The organism is Candidatus Krumholzibacteriia bacterium (assembly GCA_030748535.1).
Lineage (GTDB): Bacteria > Krumholzibacteriota > Krumholzibacteriia > JACNKJ01 > JACNKJ01 > JASMLU01.
Genome location: JASMLU010000001.1, coordinates 399383 through 414513 on the forward strand (window position 1 = coordinate 399383; position 15131 = coordinate 414513).

9 protein-coding genes are annotated in these 15131 nt (G+C 57.6%); 4 read left to right on the top strand and 5 right to left on the bottom strand.

Going from position 1 to position 15131, the window contains the following annotated elements; genetic code table 11:
- Nucleotides 1-32 precede the first annotated feature (32 nt).
- Nucleotides 33-827, top strand: a complete 795-nt coding sequence (locus QGH30_01915; protein ID MDP7021092.1) for an SDR family oxidoreductase — start codon at nucleotides 33-35, stop codon at nucleotides 825-827.
- On the opposite strand, the gene QGH30_01920 is transcribed toward QGH30_01915, so the two are convergent.
- Nucleotides 824-1843, bottom strand: a complete 1020-nt coding sequence (locus QGH30_01920; protein ID MDP7021093.1) for a hypothetical protein — start codon at nucleotides 1841-1843, stop codon at nucleotides 824-826. The genes QGH30_01915 and QGH30_01920 overlap by 4 nt on opposite strands.
- Nucleotides 1844-1960: 117 nt before the next feature.
- Between QGH30_01920 and QGH30_01925 the strand changes: the two genes are divergently transcribed.
- From QGH30_01925 to citF, 3 genes are read left to right on the top strand one after another with little or no spacing between them, the layout of a single operon-like run.
- A complete protein-coding gene (locus tag QGH30_01925) occupies nucleotides 1961-3775 on the top strand; it encodes an aconitase/3-isopropylmalate dehydratase large subunit family protein (protein MDP7021094.1) in 1815 nt (604 codons plus the stop codon).
- The gene (locus QGH30_01930; protein ID MDP7021095.1) at nucleotides 3772-4992 is read left to right on the top strand and encodes an aldolase/citrate lyase family protein; all 1221 of its coding nucleotides are present in this window, start codon (nucleotides 3772-3774) and stop codon (nucleotides 4990-4992) included. Before QGH30_01925 ends, QGH30_01930 begins: the two co-directional genes overlap by 4 nt.
- On the top strand, nucleotides 4989-6545 hold the full coding sequence (gene citF, locus QGH30_01935; GenBank protein ID MDP7021096.1) for a citrate lyase subunit alpha: 1557 nt from the start codon (nucleotides 4989-4991) through the stop codon (nucleotides 6543-6545). Before QGH30_01930 ends, citF begins: the two co-directional genes overlap by 4 nt.
- A 244-nt stretch (nucleotides 6546-6789) precedes the next feature.
- Here the strand turns inward: citF and QGH30_01940 are convergent, their stop codons facing one another.
- The 4 genes from QGH30_01940 to QGH30_01955 all read right to left on the bottom strand — a co-directional run bounded on the left by QGH30_01940 (nucleotide 6790) and on the right by QGH30_01955 (nucleotide 15094).
- On the bottom strand, nucleotides 6790-10137 hold the full coding sequence (locus QGH30_01940) for a CotH kinase family protein (GenBank protein MDP7021097.1): 3348 nt from the start codon (nucleotides 10135-10137) through the stop codon (nucleotides 6790-6792).
- A gap of 94 nt (nucleotides 10138-10231) precedes the next feature.
- Nucleotides 10232-11302, bottom strand: coding sequence for a DUF3524 domain-containing protein (locus tag QGH30_01945; protein MDP7021098.1), 1071 nt, complete (start codon nucleotides 11300-11302; stop codon nucleotides 10232-10234).
- Nucleotides 11303-11364: 62 nt separating this feature from the next.
- Complete coding sequence (locus QGH30_01950) at nucleotides 11365-12480, bottom strand: isocitrate/isopropylmalate dehydrogenase family protein (GenBank protein MDP7021099.1); 1116 nt, start codon at nucleotides 12478-12480, stop codon at nucleotides 11365-11367.
- 61 nt (nucleotides 12481-12541) lie between these two features.
- Nucleotides 12542-15094 (bottom strand): heparinase II/III family protein, encoded by a 2553-nt coding sequence (locus QGH30_01955; GenBank protein ID MDP7021100.1) that lies wholly within the window; start codon nucleotides 15092-15094, stop codon nucleotides 12542-12544.
- Between the last annotated feature and the right edge of the window lie 37 nt (nucleotides 15095-15131).

The following is a 15131-nucleotide window of genomic DNA, read 5'->3' on the forward strand; positions in this document are numbered from 1 at the left end:
ATATTCTTCCGCCACCCTCTCAAGGAGCTTTCATGGAGAACAGGCTCAAGAATTCCTGGGCATTGATCCTGGGCGCATCCAGCGGCTTCGGAGCCGCTGCGGCTCGTGCGCTGTCCAGGGAAGCTTGCCACATCGTGGGCATTCATCTCGACCGGAAGGCCACCATGCCTCTGGTTCATGAACTGGTGGCCGACATTGAGAAGCAGGGCGTCGAAGCCCACTTCTTCAACATCAATGCGTCCAGCGAAGATAAGCGTGGCGAAGTGATTCGCTCCCTGAAAGAGCAGGGCGTCGGGCAGATCCGTGTTCTGATGCACAGTCTCGCCTTTGGCACCCTTCTGCCCTTTTTCCCGAAGGATCCCGAAGAAGCGGCCATGCGACGGGACCGCATGGAGATGACGCTCGATGTCATGGCTCACAGTCTTGTCTACTGGGCTCAGGACCTCTATCGGGCTGGATTACTGGGGAAGGGAAGCCGTGTCTTTGCCATGACCAGTTCCGGCTCCGCCCGCGTGATTCCCGCCTACGGAGCCGTCAGTGCGGCCAAGTGCGCTCTGGAAAGCCACATCCGCCAGATTGCCAGTGAACTGGGAGCCATCGGAGTCACCGCCAATTCTATTCGTGCAGGAGTCACTGACACCCCGGCGCTGCGCATGATTCCCGGCAATGAGAATCTTCTGGAGAAAGCCCGGCAGCACAATCCCGCAGGGCGACTGACAGAGCCCGAGGATATTGCCGAACTGATCGTCAGCCTCTGCGGCCCTGCCGGCGACTGGGTCAGCGGAAATGTGATCGGAGCCGATGGCGGGGAAGACATCGTCGGCTAGTCGATCCGGAATCCATGCAAGGTCCGGGAAATGAAACATCCGTCCGCGATCACCATGACGGTTCCCGAAAGTGAATCTCCTGCCGAAGAGAACTCCAGACTGTAATTATAGAAGTCCGGCCCATCGACAATAACCGCCGAGGCGGATTGTCCCAGAACTTCCACTTCCACCAGAATCGCTCCGTCTTCAAAGTGGATCCAACAGCTGTTCTGGGAAATCTCCCAGTTGAACTCGCTGTAACTTTCGGTCGGTTCGCATTCACCGGACAAGACCCGACTACTGTCGGCGACAAACCAGTGGCCTCGCAGGTTTTCACAATCTGCCCCTGCATCCATAAGATAGATTTCTGCAAGGGAAGAAACCGTCGGGTCCTCCTGGCTGCGTGCCCGAAGGTGAACGGTGGCCGTGTCAGGAAGAAATTCCGGAGCAAGGTAGAGACCTTCGTCATCCACGCTCCCGTGGCTCTCCCCCTCGTCCAGTGACCAGTCGATTCCCTGATTGATGCTGCCCTGCACAAAGGCAGAAAAGGCATAACTCTCTTCCAGGTCGAGCATGATTTCTCCCGGAGTGAGTTCCACCAGGACTTCACCAAAGACCAGTTCACGAGCCGAACCCTGCCCCTCAAAGTCACAGGTCTGCCCGGATTGGCGAATCACGCCACTACAAGTGAGCTCCAGTTCCCCGGTGCCATAGTCGATCCGGTAGACAGCATGGGCACTGCTCTCGCCCTCTTCTCCCTCAAAGACCAGTACCACGCTGGAATCATTGCGGGTGGACTCCGTCTCAAGACTGAGGCCGGCAAGCCCGTCGAGGCTTGCGGAAACAAGGCAACCCTCCTGTTCGAGAGTCAGCACCGGAATGCGGGAATAGGCCCCCTCACAGTCCTCCCCCTCTTCAAAAAGAAGCCAGTAGCCGGAGTCCTGGGGACAAGCCCCGTCAGGATCGACCGGTCCCTCCTCGGCACAGGAAAGGGAAAGGAGGGCAAATGCAGCGAATAAGAAAAGTGATTTCCACATGATGGAGGAAGATGAAGAAAGTCCCGGAGGGAGTCCAGAAAAAAGGAGGAAAATGCGACTTGATGCCCGGAGGCAATTCGCTTCATTATCCCCGGACTCAAGACTGAAGGAGATCCCATGGGTCGCAGTATGATCGAGAAGATCTTTGACCAGCACGGAAAAGCCGGAGCAAAGCCGGGAGAAATCGTCGACCTTGAAATCGATGTTCGCATCGCAAGAGATTTCGGGGGAGCGAATGTCGTCGGCAATCTGGAGAGCCGGGGGCTGGGTCTCGACGATCCTTCCAGAACCTTCTTCACCTTCGACACGAATCCCACCGGCAGCGACCAGAAGTACGCAGCCAACCAGCAGCGCTGCCGGATTTTCGCACGCAAGGAAGGCGTGCGGGTCTATGACATTGATGCAGGAATCGGAACCCATGTAGCGCTTGAAGAAGGAATGGCCCTTCCGGGCAAGACCCTGGTTTCCACCGACAGTCATGCGAACATCGTGGGTGCCATCGGCGCCTTTGGCCAGGGTCTCGGGGATGTGGACATGGCCCAGGTCTTCGCTTATGGAAAAACCTGGTTCCGCCTGCCTCCGTCTCTTCGCATTGAGCTGACAGGAAAGCCCGGGCCCTTCGCAAAACCCAAGGATCTGGTGCTTGCACTCCTTCAGAAACTGGGGGCCAGCGGCCTTCTCGGTCACTCCGCCGAGTTCCATGGCGAGTATGCCGAGCAACTGGGCCTTGACGACCGGATCACCATTTCCTCCATGGCCACGGAAATGGGAGCGATTATCGCACTCTTCCCGCCCAATGAAGAAGTCATCGCCTACTGCCGCGCGCGCAATGCGGATTTCGAAGCGCTGTATCCTGACGAGGATGCCGAGTACTCCGACAGGATCTCGCTGAATCTGGATGGTTTGCGTCCCATGATCGCAAGACCCGGGAAGCCGGATGACACCTGCGAGGTTCGGGAATTGGCGGGACGGAAGATCGACTCGGCCTTCATCGGAAGTTGCACGAACGGCAGGCTCTCGGACCTGAGGGCTGCCGCGGAACTGCTTCGTGGCAAGCAGGTCGCAGACGGCGTGGTTCTCAAGATCGTTCCGAGCACGGACCGGATCTGGAAGACAGCCCTGGAGGAGGGCCTGATCGAGATCTTCAAGGACGCCGGAGCCCTGGTAGGCAACGCTGGCTGTGGCGGCTGTGCAGCAGGCCAGATTGGAATGAATGGCCCCGGCGAAGTGACTCTCTCCACCGGGAACCGGAACTATCCGGGAAAACAGGGGCGCGGAGAAGTGTATCTGGCCAGCCCTTCCACTGTGGCAAGCAGTGCCCTGAGCGGTGTCATTGCCAGCGAAGAAGAGATGCCTGCGGGCGTCACCTCTTTCCCCCTCGGAAGCGATCCGACCCCCCGCCCTGCCTCGAGAGAAGATTCAAAGGCGGAGGGTAAGCCGGAGAAGCTCAAGGGACGGGTCTGGGTCATCGACCAGGATGACATTGATACGGACATGATTTTCCACAACCGTTACCTTGCCATCACCGAGCTTTCAGAGATGGCTCCCTACACCTTCGACAATCTTGAGGGCTGGGAAGACTTCTCGAAAATGGCAAAGCCGGGGGACATTGTGGTCACCGGATCGAACTTCGGGGCCGGGAGCAGCCGTCAACAGGCCGTTGACTGTTTCAAGGCACTGGGGATCACCGTCATCCTTGCCCGCAGTTTCGGTGCAATCTACGAGCGCAACGCCGTCAATGCGGGGATGCCGATTCTGGAGGCTGACCTGATTCCCCGGGGACTTCAGGATGGAGAAATCATTGAAGTGGATCTGCGAAGCGGTATGATTCTCAGGGAAGATGGAAGCGAGTTCACTGGCAAGCCCTGCAGTGAGGTTGCACTCGAAATCTACCAGCGGGGAGGCCTGCTGGAAAGCCGGGAGGAAGCATGAGCGCGAAGGTCGCAGAAGCGGGAGTTCGTGGCAGAAAAGTCCGTTCGGATCTCTGGACGAAAGTGGAGCCAGCCGGAAGCGGAGGCCTTGAAATCGAGCTTCAGAGCAAGGTCGAGATCATGTATGGAGATTCCATCCGCCGGCAGTTGCGAAAGGGGCTGGAAACTCTCGGCATCGAAAACGCAAAACTGCAAGTGGAGGATGCCGGTGCCCTTCCCTACTGCATTGATGCCCGCCTTGAGGCTGCCGCCCGTCGCGCATTGCCGGATCTCGACAAGAGGATCCTGCCCGATGAGCCGAAGCCCCGCAGTGAAAGCAGGCGTGATCGTTTCCGGCGCAGTCGGCTATACCTCCCCGGAAACAGCCCGAAGCTCTTTCCCAATTCCGGGCTTCATGGCGCAGATGCCCTGATCCTCGACCTCGAAGATGCTGTAGCTCCCACCGAAAAAGATGCGGCCCGCATTCTGGTGAGAAACGCCCTGCTTTCTCTCGACTTCGGAGAGGCGGAACGAATGGTGCGGATCAATCAGGGAGAGCGCGGACTGGATGATCTGGGTGAGATCATCCCCTGCCCCGTTCAATTGATCCTCATTCCCAAGGTAGAGTCTGCTGAGGATGTTCGAATCGTGGATGAGAAGATCCGGGAGATTTCCGCCGAATGCGGTCGTGAGGAAAGCGTCTGGTTGATGCCGATCATTGAAAGCAGTGCCGGAGTTCTTGCCTCTCTGGAAATCGCCCGGGCCTCCGGGAACATCGTCGCTCTGGCCATTGGGCTCGAAGACTACACGGCCGATATCGGAGTGCCCCGAACCGAGGAAGGACGCGAGAGCCTGTGGATGAGGAGCCAGATCATCAACTCCTGCCGGACCACCGGCATTCAGGCAATCGACACGGTCTACAGCGATGTCGCCAATGAGGAAGGTCTGCGCGAAAGTGTCCGCGAGGCAAAGGCTCTGGGATTTGACGGCAAGGGATGCATCCATCCCCGGCAGATTCGGGTCGTCCATGAAACCTTTGCTCCTTCAAAAGAAGAACTCGAAAAGGCCTGCCGCGTGGTTCTGGCCTTTGAGGATGCCGAGGCACAGGGCCTGGGTGTCGTCAGCCTGGGAAGCAAGATGATTGATGCGCCCGTCGTCAAGCGGGCACAACACACCGTGGATCTGGCCATTGCAATGAATCTCCTGAATGAACAGTGGCGCAGGGAGGACCCGTCATGAGTGACTTCGTTAAGAACGCAGCAGGACGAAGCATACCAAAGAAAGTCAACGGAGTAGACCAGGTCCCTTTTCAGGGAGTAGGCAAGCACCCTCCCCTTGAAAAGAAAGCCGCCGCACCAAATGCTTCCTGCCAGGATTTTCCAGCCGATGGTGACAAGCGTGTCAGCAGTCTTCGCGAAGCACTGGAGAAGTGCGGACTTCGTGATGGCATGACGATCAGCAACCACCACCACTTCCGAAACGGCGACCGGGTCATGACCCGGGTATTCGATGCTGCGGCGGAAATGGGAGTTCAGGGTCTTACCTGGTTTCCGAGTGCGGCCTTCCCCTGCCATGAGCCGGTGATCGAGCATATGAAAAACGGAGTCGTCAAGCGCGTCGAGGGAAGTCTGAACGGTCCGCTCGGGGATTATGCCAGTAGCGGAGAAATGGACGGAGTCGCTGTTCTGCGAAGCCATGGCGGCCGCTGGCAGGCTGTGCAGGATGGGGAGGTTCACATTGACATTGCCATCATTGCTGCTCCCACCGCGGACTCTTTCGGCAATGCCACGGGTGACCGCGGGCCGAGTGCCTGCGGAAGTCTCAATTTCGGGCTGGTCGATTCACTCTATGCGGACAAGACCATCGTGGTGACGGACAACCTGGTCGATTTCCCCTGCATCCCCTGGCAGATTCAGGGCAATCAGGTGGACTATGTGGTGGAACTTGAGGAGATCGGAGACCCGGCGAAAATCGTTAGCGGCACAACCCAGATCACCAAGAGCCCCGACCGACTGCTTATCGCTGACCTGACTGCCCGCTTCATCCGTTCCACCAGTCTCTATCGCGACGGTTTTTCCATGCAGGCCGGAGCCGGAGGGACGGCCCTCGCCATGGCTATCTATTTGAGAGACATGATGCGCGAAGACGGGATCCATGCCCGTTTCATTCGTGGTGGATCCACGAAGTATCTGGTGGAGATGCTCGAGGAAGGGCTGACGGACTTCATTCTGGACGGACAGACCTTCGATCTGGAAGGTGTTCGCTCCCTGCGCGAAAACTGGAATCACGTCGCCACGAGCCCCTACACCAGCTACAACTGGCACGGGAAGGGTAATTTCGCCTCCCTGGTGGATTTCGTGGTTCTGGGCGCAACGGAAGTGGATCGCCATTTCAATGCCAATGTGGTCACGCACTCGGACGGCCGCATGCTCCACGGTATCGGCGGATGGCAGAACTGCCTCTTTGCCAATACCACGATTCTTCCGATTCCGAGTTTTCGCGACCGGATCCCGGTTCTCGTCGATGAGGTTACTACTCTCTGTGGCCCCGGCGAGTTAATCGATGTCATCGTCTCGGAGCGAGGCATTGCCATCAATCCCCTCCGGGAAGATCTCATCGAGGAAACCCGGAATTCCGGGCTCCCCATCCGCAGTTTCGAGGAAATCCAGGAGGAGGTCGAAAAACTCTGCGGCGGAAAACCGGAGCATCCCGAGTTCACCGAGGAAGTAATCGGTATCGTCAAGTGGGTTGATGGCACAGTAATGGATTCGATATTTAAAGTGAAATCTTAAGGCAGCAACCGGCCTGGTTCCCCGCAATCCCCCTCCTCCTGGCCCAGGCCAAGCCAGACTTCCTCGAATAGCCTGAATCCTGTTCCTGCGCTTTCCCCGAGCTGATCACCTTCCATGATGCGCCGACCCCCACCAGGATCACCCTGTTCACATTGCAAGGGACAAGGAGATGAGGGTCGGGCACGGGACCTTCGCCCAAAACAAGAACCCCCTCCCGCTTTGCGGGAGGGGGTCTCTTTGCGAGCTATTTCAATAACAGGAGCTTCTCGCTGCGATCCCGGTCGCCGCATTGAAGCCTCGCAAAGTAAATCCCGGATACCAGTGAGCGCCCCCGCTCATCCCGTCCGTCCCAGATCACTTCCCGCAAGCCCGCCCTCTGGAAGCCATCGAAGAGAGATCGAAGCTGCCGGCCTTTCACATCATAGATATGCAGACTTGCCGGCCCGTCATGGTCCAGGCTGATCTGCAGTTGAACTCGCGGATTGAAGGGGTTGGGCCAGGCATTCAGGACCAGGGGAAAAGCATCGACGGGCGTGGCCGGCGAGCCTTCAGAATTCGAAGCTCCCGGTGTAGCCGTCTCCATGAAGTCCCAGGGAAGTCCGCCGTCCGAATATCGTCCGTAGGAAATGTCCGTGAGCTGGGAGCCGAAGGTCAGGAAGTCGATCGGAGTTCCGTCCGCCTGATAAAAACCAATCTCTTCCCCGTTGCTGGACAGCTTGAAGTTCGCATGCAGGGGGCCATCTTGCGGATCGTTGTCCGCCCAGACAATCAGGTAGCCAAAGGGCTCGATCACGGAGGCCGGATCCTGGGGGAAGGTCCATTTCCCGGGTATCGCCAGATCATCGCTCAGGGTCATGCCCGCAAGATCAATGACATCGCTCCCGGCATTGTAGATCTCGATCCAGTCATCATAGCTGCCAGCCTCATCCGGAAGCACGGAGACATTGTCAGCCATGAACTCATTGAGGAAAAGGGGAACGCTGGCATCCTGAATCATGACTTCTTCCGCGAAAAAGGGAGCGCCGATCGGGTAGGTGGCCTCCATCCCCAGTGAATCCACGGCCACGATCCACCACTTCAGCATGCCGGCCTCTTCCATGGGAACGCTCTCGACGAACCAGTTCAGGGAGTCCGGTCCAGTGGGCATCATCTCCAGTTCATGGGACTGCCCCGCCATCTCCAGATGCAGGTCCATAGTGTAAGGACGTTCATGAATGCCAAGTCTTGCATCGACCCGCAGGCTGTCCTCCGTCCAGGGATTCTCCGGGCTGAAATCAGCACTGAGGATTCGGGGGAAGCTTGCAGCCTGGTTTGCCAGTCCGGAGCTGGGGAGCATCTTCTGCCAGGTGATCCAGCCATCGGGGAAGCGCCCCTCGGACGCGCCTTCCTGAAGCGGCCCGTAACGAACCCGATCTACCTGGTTTCCATCCTGATCCAGGAGAATCAGGATTCCCCCGGCCGGGTCCAGCACAGCAGGTCCACCGGTCGGCATGACCTCATGAACCATGTAATCCCCGGGTTCCAGCACGGTCGCGGGAATGCTGCTGAAATCCCCCCCATAGAGATTCCAGCCCACCAGCATCATGGACTCCTCACCGTAGTTATGAATCTCCACCCAGCCCTCGCCGGGGCCGGAAATGGCCAATTGAAGCTCGTTGATTCCGACCGGCGTGATCGTGGATTTGAAATCAGGAATCATGGTCTCAAACTGCGTGTCCCGCTGGTTGAGCCGATAGCGAAGGTAGCTTTCTGCGATATCGTAATAGTCCATGTTGCCGAAGAAAGCGCGATAGACATCCCTGTCCCCGGCCTGCTCCAGAGGGTCGTAGGTCTCATTGACAAGGTTCTCCAGATTCGGGCCGTTGAGAACAGTTGCATGAAGGTTCTCAAGCTCTTTTGCATAGGCCCATCGAATCTGGGGGACCTCCAGCATCCGGTTGAAGAGACAGTTCCAGGCCCCGTCCCAGAAGTGTGGGGAGTTCTCCGTCCCGAAATCCAGGGCAAGAGCTTCCGGCCAGAAGGAGAGAGTCATGTCCCAGGGAAAGAAGCTCCATCGACCGGTTTCCCGACTGTGATAGAGGTAGTAGTTCCGGTCGATGAAGTCGTACTGCCTAGTGTAGATCATCATCGAGTAGTACTCGAAGAAATTGCCGAAATCGATTCGCTCTGCGATGAAGGGCGGAAAATCGAAGTCGTCCAGATTCGCCGTCCCTTCGATCAGGTCCCGGAGGTCATCGTAGCTCTGATCGGATCCTCCCTTGTACTCATAGTACAGGTGGTACTGTGAATCGTTGGCAAGGGCACCCATGTCCGCATAGGCCTTGTAGAGATTGCCAACCTCCAGGTCTCCCCGCTTCAGGACGAAATCTTCATCCACCGGTTCCACAAGATCGTAGACGCCCCGGTACTCGCTGTTGAGAAACAGAGACACGGAGTAGGCATCGGAGTGCCAGACATTCAGTTCATCAAAGATGCGGAAACTCAGTTTATTACGAATCAGATAGTTGTCATCCGGGTTTGAAATGAAAAGCAGTTCATCGAAATCCGCATAGGCATCCTCCAACCCGGGCCGCACCTTCCAGGACTTCTTGTTGAAAAACTTCGCAAGCCCCCCCCGGAAGCGAGCTTCGCCAGCATGGTAGCCACCCCCATCCACCGCCCATCCAATGTTGTAGTATTCGTCGGAGAAAGGGTTGGCATTGAGGCTGTCATAATCCACGGTCGTGATGTTGACCTCGAACCAGGGAAGACCTGTCTCCGATCGTGCCATCGTGTTCACAGCCTGAGGAACACTCAGGGCACTCTCCCGGCCCCAGGCATCCCGATGGGAGATTGCATATTCGTAGGACATTCCGGGGAAAGCATCCCAGTCCACGAAGTAGCGACGCACCGAAGACATGCTGCCGACTTCCAGCCAGGGATCCTGATCATTCATGCGCCGATAGATCGCCGTTTCTTTCAGACTGACATCCCATTCATAGCCCCAGCGAAGGATGTTCATTTCATAGCCAGCCATTGCCGTGAAGTCTGTCGGTGAGTCCGGTGCAATTCCCGGATCCGCAATGTCCCAGACTCCGATGGCTCCGATCACGGCTCCACCACGGGGGCTGTCAAACTCCACATCCAGAGTTCCGTCGGAGACCGTGCTGGCGATGGAGTACTCATAGGCTCCCATGAAGCCGACCTTCGCGCAGAGGTCAAGATCATCAAAGATCTGCACCCCCTCGATCCAGATGTCCATGAGGCGAAGGTTCGGACCATGTCTTTTCCCGTCCAGCAGGTAAAGGCGAACGATATACTCTCCGTTGGGGAGATCAAATCGATAGGCCGTCGCTCCCTTGCGCATCCAGGTGTAGAGGTCGTAATCCAGGGAAGTCCAGGGAGCGTTGTTCGGCACAAATCCGGGGACGGTCTGTGATCCGCCCACGTAACCCTGGCTGCCAGGGAAGTAGGGCTGGTCAGCTTCAAAGGTATTCATCTGGGAGTCGGTGAGACGACTTCCCCCGCAATTGAAGGCATAGAGCGGAGCCTGTGCCTGAGAAGATAGAGCGAGGCAGAGGAAGAGGAGTGATGCAAGGATGCGATGCTTCAAAAAGCCTCCTGATATTGGCGAACCGGGGCTTAATTTTAGCATATCGGCAAGGCGGAATCGAGTGCCTCAGAGAAGAAGAAATGATGGCAATCCACTACAGGAAAGAATGGAGAAGTGCCTTCCACGCTGAAACCTGATGAGGCCAGGAAAAAACATCCGTGATTTCAAAAAGTGGAGATCCGTCTCCCGGATATGGCTTCAGGACTCTCTCCCGAAGAGCGGGGAAGAGTTCCCCTCGGGGGTAAAGACAGGTCGATGGCCAGATCTCGGGATAGGCGAGGTCTGCGGGAAGAAGGGGAAGGGCTCCTCGTGCGGCCGCTTCCAGAACCGACAAACCCTGAAACTCGTGAAGAGAAGTGGAGACGACCAAATGCGCGCGCTCCAGTTCCTCCAGATACTCGCCCCGGCTCTCCAGATATCCCCAGCGAGCAATTCTGTGAGCTAGCCTTTGCTTCGCTTCCTCAAAAACAGGGGGCTGCTCCCGGAAGGACTCACCGATTACCGAGACCTGAAAGTCCAGCCCCTCCTTGTCCAGTTGATAGAGAGCCTCGAAAAACTCTTCAGGGTTCTTGTCATGCTCCCAACGATGGTTCCAGAGGATGCGGCAAAGACCTTCCCGCTCCGGGGGCATGGGTCTATCTAGAAAGTCAGGAGACAGGGGGACGGGAAGCAAGTGGGAACGGTCGAGGATCCTTGCAGAAAGATCCCGGGGAGCATGATCCGGCATGGCACGCACAAAACCAGGAAGAGCATTCAGAAAACTGTCACGATTGAAAGCCGTGTTCCAGATCACGCGATCTGCGGACAGGGCACTGAGGATATTGATCCAGCCGTAGTGATAGTCCCGGGGATCCTCGTTTCGGGTCGGATAGTTCAACTGGTTTTCATGAAAGTAAAGAAGCGCCGGGATCTGCCTTGCCTCTGCAGGAATCAAACCCCGAAACTCTGCGAGGTTCATCAGGGAACTGGCAAAAACGAGATCGACTTCCGGTTTCTCCTCCCGCCAACGATCCGCAAAGACCGCTGCAGCTCCCCTCATGCGCCACTTCCACTTTCTTGCAGGGAGACTCCAGAGCAGAAAGTCCTCTTCAAGATGACGGACCATGCCATCGACCAGTTGGCGGTGGCTTCCTCCGTAGTACGGTTCCAGAATCAGGATCTTCATTTCACTTCCATATAGAAAGGGGGAGAGCCTTGGCCCTCCCCCTCATGATCCTGCAGGCAGGCCTAGAGCTTCCGGGCAACTTCCTCGGCAACTTCCAGCGTTGAGTGGCTGCCGCCCATGTCATAGGTGCGGAAATTTCCGTCCGCAATGACAGTGGCAATCGCTGACTCGAGGCGGGCCGATGCGTCAGACTCTCCCAGGAAGTCAAGCATCATGCGTGTGGACAGAAGCATGGCCATGGGATTGACCTTGTATTGTCCCGCATACTTCGGCGCAGAACCGTGGGTAGGTTCGAAGACCGCAAAGTTGTCGCCAATGTTTCCGCTGGCAGCAAATCCGAGCCCCCCGACCAACTGGGCAGCAAGGTCGCTGATGATGTCGCCGAACATGTTGCCGGCTACCAGAACATCATAGTCTTCAGGGTTCTTGACCAGCCACATGGCCATCGCGTCGATGTTGGTTTCCCAGAGGGGAATGTCGGGGTAATCCGCGGCCACCTTGTGTGCTGCGCGGGTGAACATGCCGCCCGTCTGTCGAAGCACATTGGGCTTCTCTACGAGAGTCACGCTTTTGCGACCATGCGTTTTCGCAAACTCGAAAGCCTGACGAACAATGGACTCGCAACCTGCACGGGTCACCAGGCGAGTGGTCATGGCCATCTCGTCCCGGGGAACATCGCGGAAGCGTTCGGCCTTCGGTGCATGCTTCGCCCAGGTGTCAAAGAGCTCATCCGGAACCGGGTGCGCTTCAATCCCGGTATAGAGGCCTTCGGTGTTTTCCCGGAAGACCACCAGGTCAATTCCATCCCGGAAGTTGAGAGGATTGCCGGGGTAGGCTTTGCAGGGCCGTAAATTCGTGTGGAGATTGAACTCCTGACGAAGGCGGACAATCGGGCTGAAGTACTTGTGTCCTTTTCCCTGCAATTCAGGGGAAAGTTCTTTTTCTGCTTCCGCTGGCGGCTTGCTGGTGATCGCCCCGAAGAGTGCGGCGTTGCTTTCTTTCAAAAGATCAATGGTGCGATCCGGGAACGGATTCCCCTCGCTCTTCCAGAGTTCCCAGCCAATGTCTCCATGCGGGTACTCCGCATCCAGCTTCAGAACATCGAGAACCAGCTTGCTGGCCTCCATTACCTCGTTGCCAACCCCGTCTCCGGGCAACCATGCGATACGGTAGCTCACGCGCACTCCTTTCGTCGCAATAGACAGGAAAAGCTAGCGAGGAGACTTGCGAAGCGCAAGACTAATTGCTCAGTGGGGTCAGGATCTTGCGACGTATTTCCACTCCGGGGGCACTAAGCCGGAAAAGATACACTCCACGGGAAAGATTGCTGCTGTCCCAGACCAGGTCTCGGGGGGAAGTCAGGGAGCCCTCATGGAGGGTCTCCAGCCTGCGCCCCCTGATGTCGTAAATCCGCGCGACTACCGAAACATCGCGATGGGGAATCAGGGGAAAGATCCAGGTCCTCCCGTCACTGCTCCGTGGCTCGCCCATCTCGACTCCCGCCAGTACGGGAACAGGGTCCGGATCGGAATCCTTGCGATTCGTCACATAGTCACCATTTCTCACGAAGGGTTGCGACACGCCATTGCAGAGGACCTCCGTCGCATCAGGGGCCCAGATCAGGAAGTCGAGATTGTCATCGCCCAGGAGAACCGTTTCGCCCTGCCAGGTGACCGAAGAGGGACGATCCAGCTGGACCATCGTCCGGCCCTGATCCAGATAGCGGCTACCTTCGAAAAGGAAACTTGCAGTTCTCATCCCGCTTTGAAGTTCCACTCCGGCCCAGAGACCATCGCTGTAAGACCCTGCCCCCTCCACCCATTCCTCGTCCTTGCGAAGAAGAATCCTGCGGCTTCGGTTTCCCCGCTCGCTTGTTGCCAGGATCCCCCCGGCAAAACGGAAGGTCGTGTCCCGGGGCGCTTCCGTGTTGAGAGGGACCGGAGCGAGGTGCATCAAGACACGGTTCCTTTCTTCGGATCGGTAGAAGCGGAAGACCTGCGACTCCGGATCTACATTCCCGTTGTCCCAGGAGGACAGGCCCCAGGCCCCGTCCACGAAAGCGGGTTCATGAGCATAGAGGTGAAGGGAACCGTTGTCGCCCGCAATCTCCCAGGTGTCCACTCCCGTCAACTGCACCTGCAGGTCTTCCTCCAAATGCATCCGCCAGCGAAGGGCACGATCCCCTCCGATTTCTGACAGAAGGTCATCGCGAAGGTAGATCTCCGGCAGTTCCCCCTCCTCTCCCGGGAAAAGGAGCAAGCTGCGCTCGGCCACCTGCATGGGATTGCCTCCATCGTATCCCCAGGACCAGTCCCAGCCTTCCCAGGGAACATCCGGGTCATTAAAGGCAGAGTGGGTCGTGTAGGCCTGAGCCATGTCAACCTTCAGATACTTCAGGAAATCGCTGTCCCAGAGGAAACTCATCACTCCATCCGTTCCGATGGATTTCCCGGCATTGTGCTGCCCCCGGTCGTCGATCGTGGGGAGATTGTGAGCCTTTGTGTCGGTATCGCCATAGCCATGGTCAATGGCAAAGCCATGGCCCATGGCGCGAAGCGTAAACTGCCCGACATCTTCCTGCATGTGCCCGCCCATGAACTGCCCGCCCTCTAAAGTCATGAGGAAGCTGTCTTCCAGCGGGTCGCCCGGCCAAGCCTGCCGGTAGACATAAAAGCCACGATCGGGAAAAAAGCGATCACGGCCCAGGAGCCGCGGATCCAGCTCCGGGGGGTTCTGGTGCCAGAGAACCGTCGCCCAGGTGTCCGAATCCTCGCCGAGATTATGCCCCTCGGCACCGGATGTGTGGCGCAGGAGCCAGGCGGCCAGACCCGGTTCCGCCAATCTCCCGCTGGCCCACTCCAGAAGACTGACATGTCGGCTGGTTTCGAAGGCCAGGGTGCTGCTGTCATTGCGGTTGAGGAACTTCCCCTCACCGACTGGCAGGATCTGCCATGCCATCCACTCCAAAACCCGCTGAAGATGTTCCTCCTCCCACTCTGCCGTGCCCTCCAGACGCCAACTCGCCTCCCAGGCCGGAAGAAGCGTCATCATGGTCCAGACCAGATAGCTGATGCCCTCCCGATAAGTCCCGTCAGCAGGCAGCAGATCCTCTATGCCGCGCTTGATGTAGACTCTGCCCGCCTGTTTCGCCTGAGCGACGACCGGATCTCCCGGGAGGTCTTCGCCGAGGGCCATTCCCGCAAGAAGAAGGCTTGCTCCAATCGTGATCCCCTTGTTGCTGACCAGGGGATTGAACTGGAACTTCGTAAAGAGAGAATCACTCGAAAGAACTTCCATGGATTCCAGCATCTCCGAAACCAGACGCTGCCGCAGGCTGTCAGAAGCGCTGCGAAAACCGTGATCATAGGCCCAGGAGAGGTTCCAGAGACGGAGAGCCGGACTCAGTTCCCCTAGGAAGCTATCCAGATCCGAGGGCCCCCAGTTGTCACAGAGATACAGGGCCAGTTCCTCCAGAGTCTCCGATGCAGTGCTCGCCGTCTCAGCGCTGCCCAGGCGGGCCGCAAGGCTCAGTTCTGCTACCTGCCGATAGCCCCAGTAATCGAGAACCAGGCTGTCCGGACCCATGGTGGCGTAGTTCTCCACTCGCGAGAGGATCCCGGAAAAGGTCGATGTTCTCAGCGGGTCTGATGCAATGTCAGAGAGAAGATCGGGGATCTCCGATTCGTGAAAGAAAAGAGAGGGATGGTTTTCCGTGTGCGGCGGCAGCACCGGGTCGGACAGACCTGTGCCCTGCAACATCAAGGAAAGCAATATCGCCAAAAACGCGCGCACGGATCCCCTCCGAAGGGACGGGTGAAAAAGTCCCCCC

What these genes read in the sequence shown, in the direction of transcription:
- QGH30_01915 (MDP7021092.1), top strand. Translation starts at nt 33, where the DNA reads ATGGAGAACAGGCTCAAGAATTCCTGGGCATTGATCCTGGGCGCATCC.
- QGH30_01920 (MDP7021093.1), bottom strand. Translation starts at nt 1,843, where the DNA reads ATGTGGAAATCACTTTTCTTATTCGCTGCATTTGCCCTCCTTTCCCTT.
- QGH30_01925 (MDP7021094.1), top strand. Translation starts at nt 1,961, where the DNA reads ATGGGTCGCAGTATGATCGAGAAGATCTTTGACCAGCACGGAAAAGCC.
- QGH30_01930 (MDP7021095.1), top strand. Translation starts at nt 3,772, where the DNA reads ATGAGCGCGAAGGTCGCAGAAGCGGGAGTTCGTGGCAGAAAAGTCCGT.
- citF (MDP7021096.1), top strand. Translation starts at nt 4,989, where the DNA reads ATGAGTGACTTCGTTAAGAACGCAGCAGGACGAAGCATACCAAAGAAA.
- QGH30_01945 (MDP7021098.1), bottom strand. Translation starts at nt 11,302, where the DNA reads ATGAAGATCCTGATTCTGGAACCGTACTACGGAGGAAGCCACCGCCAA.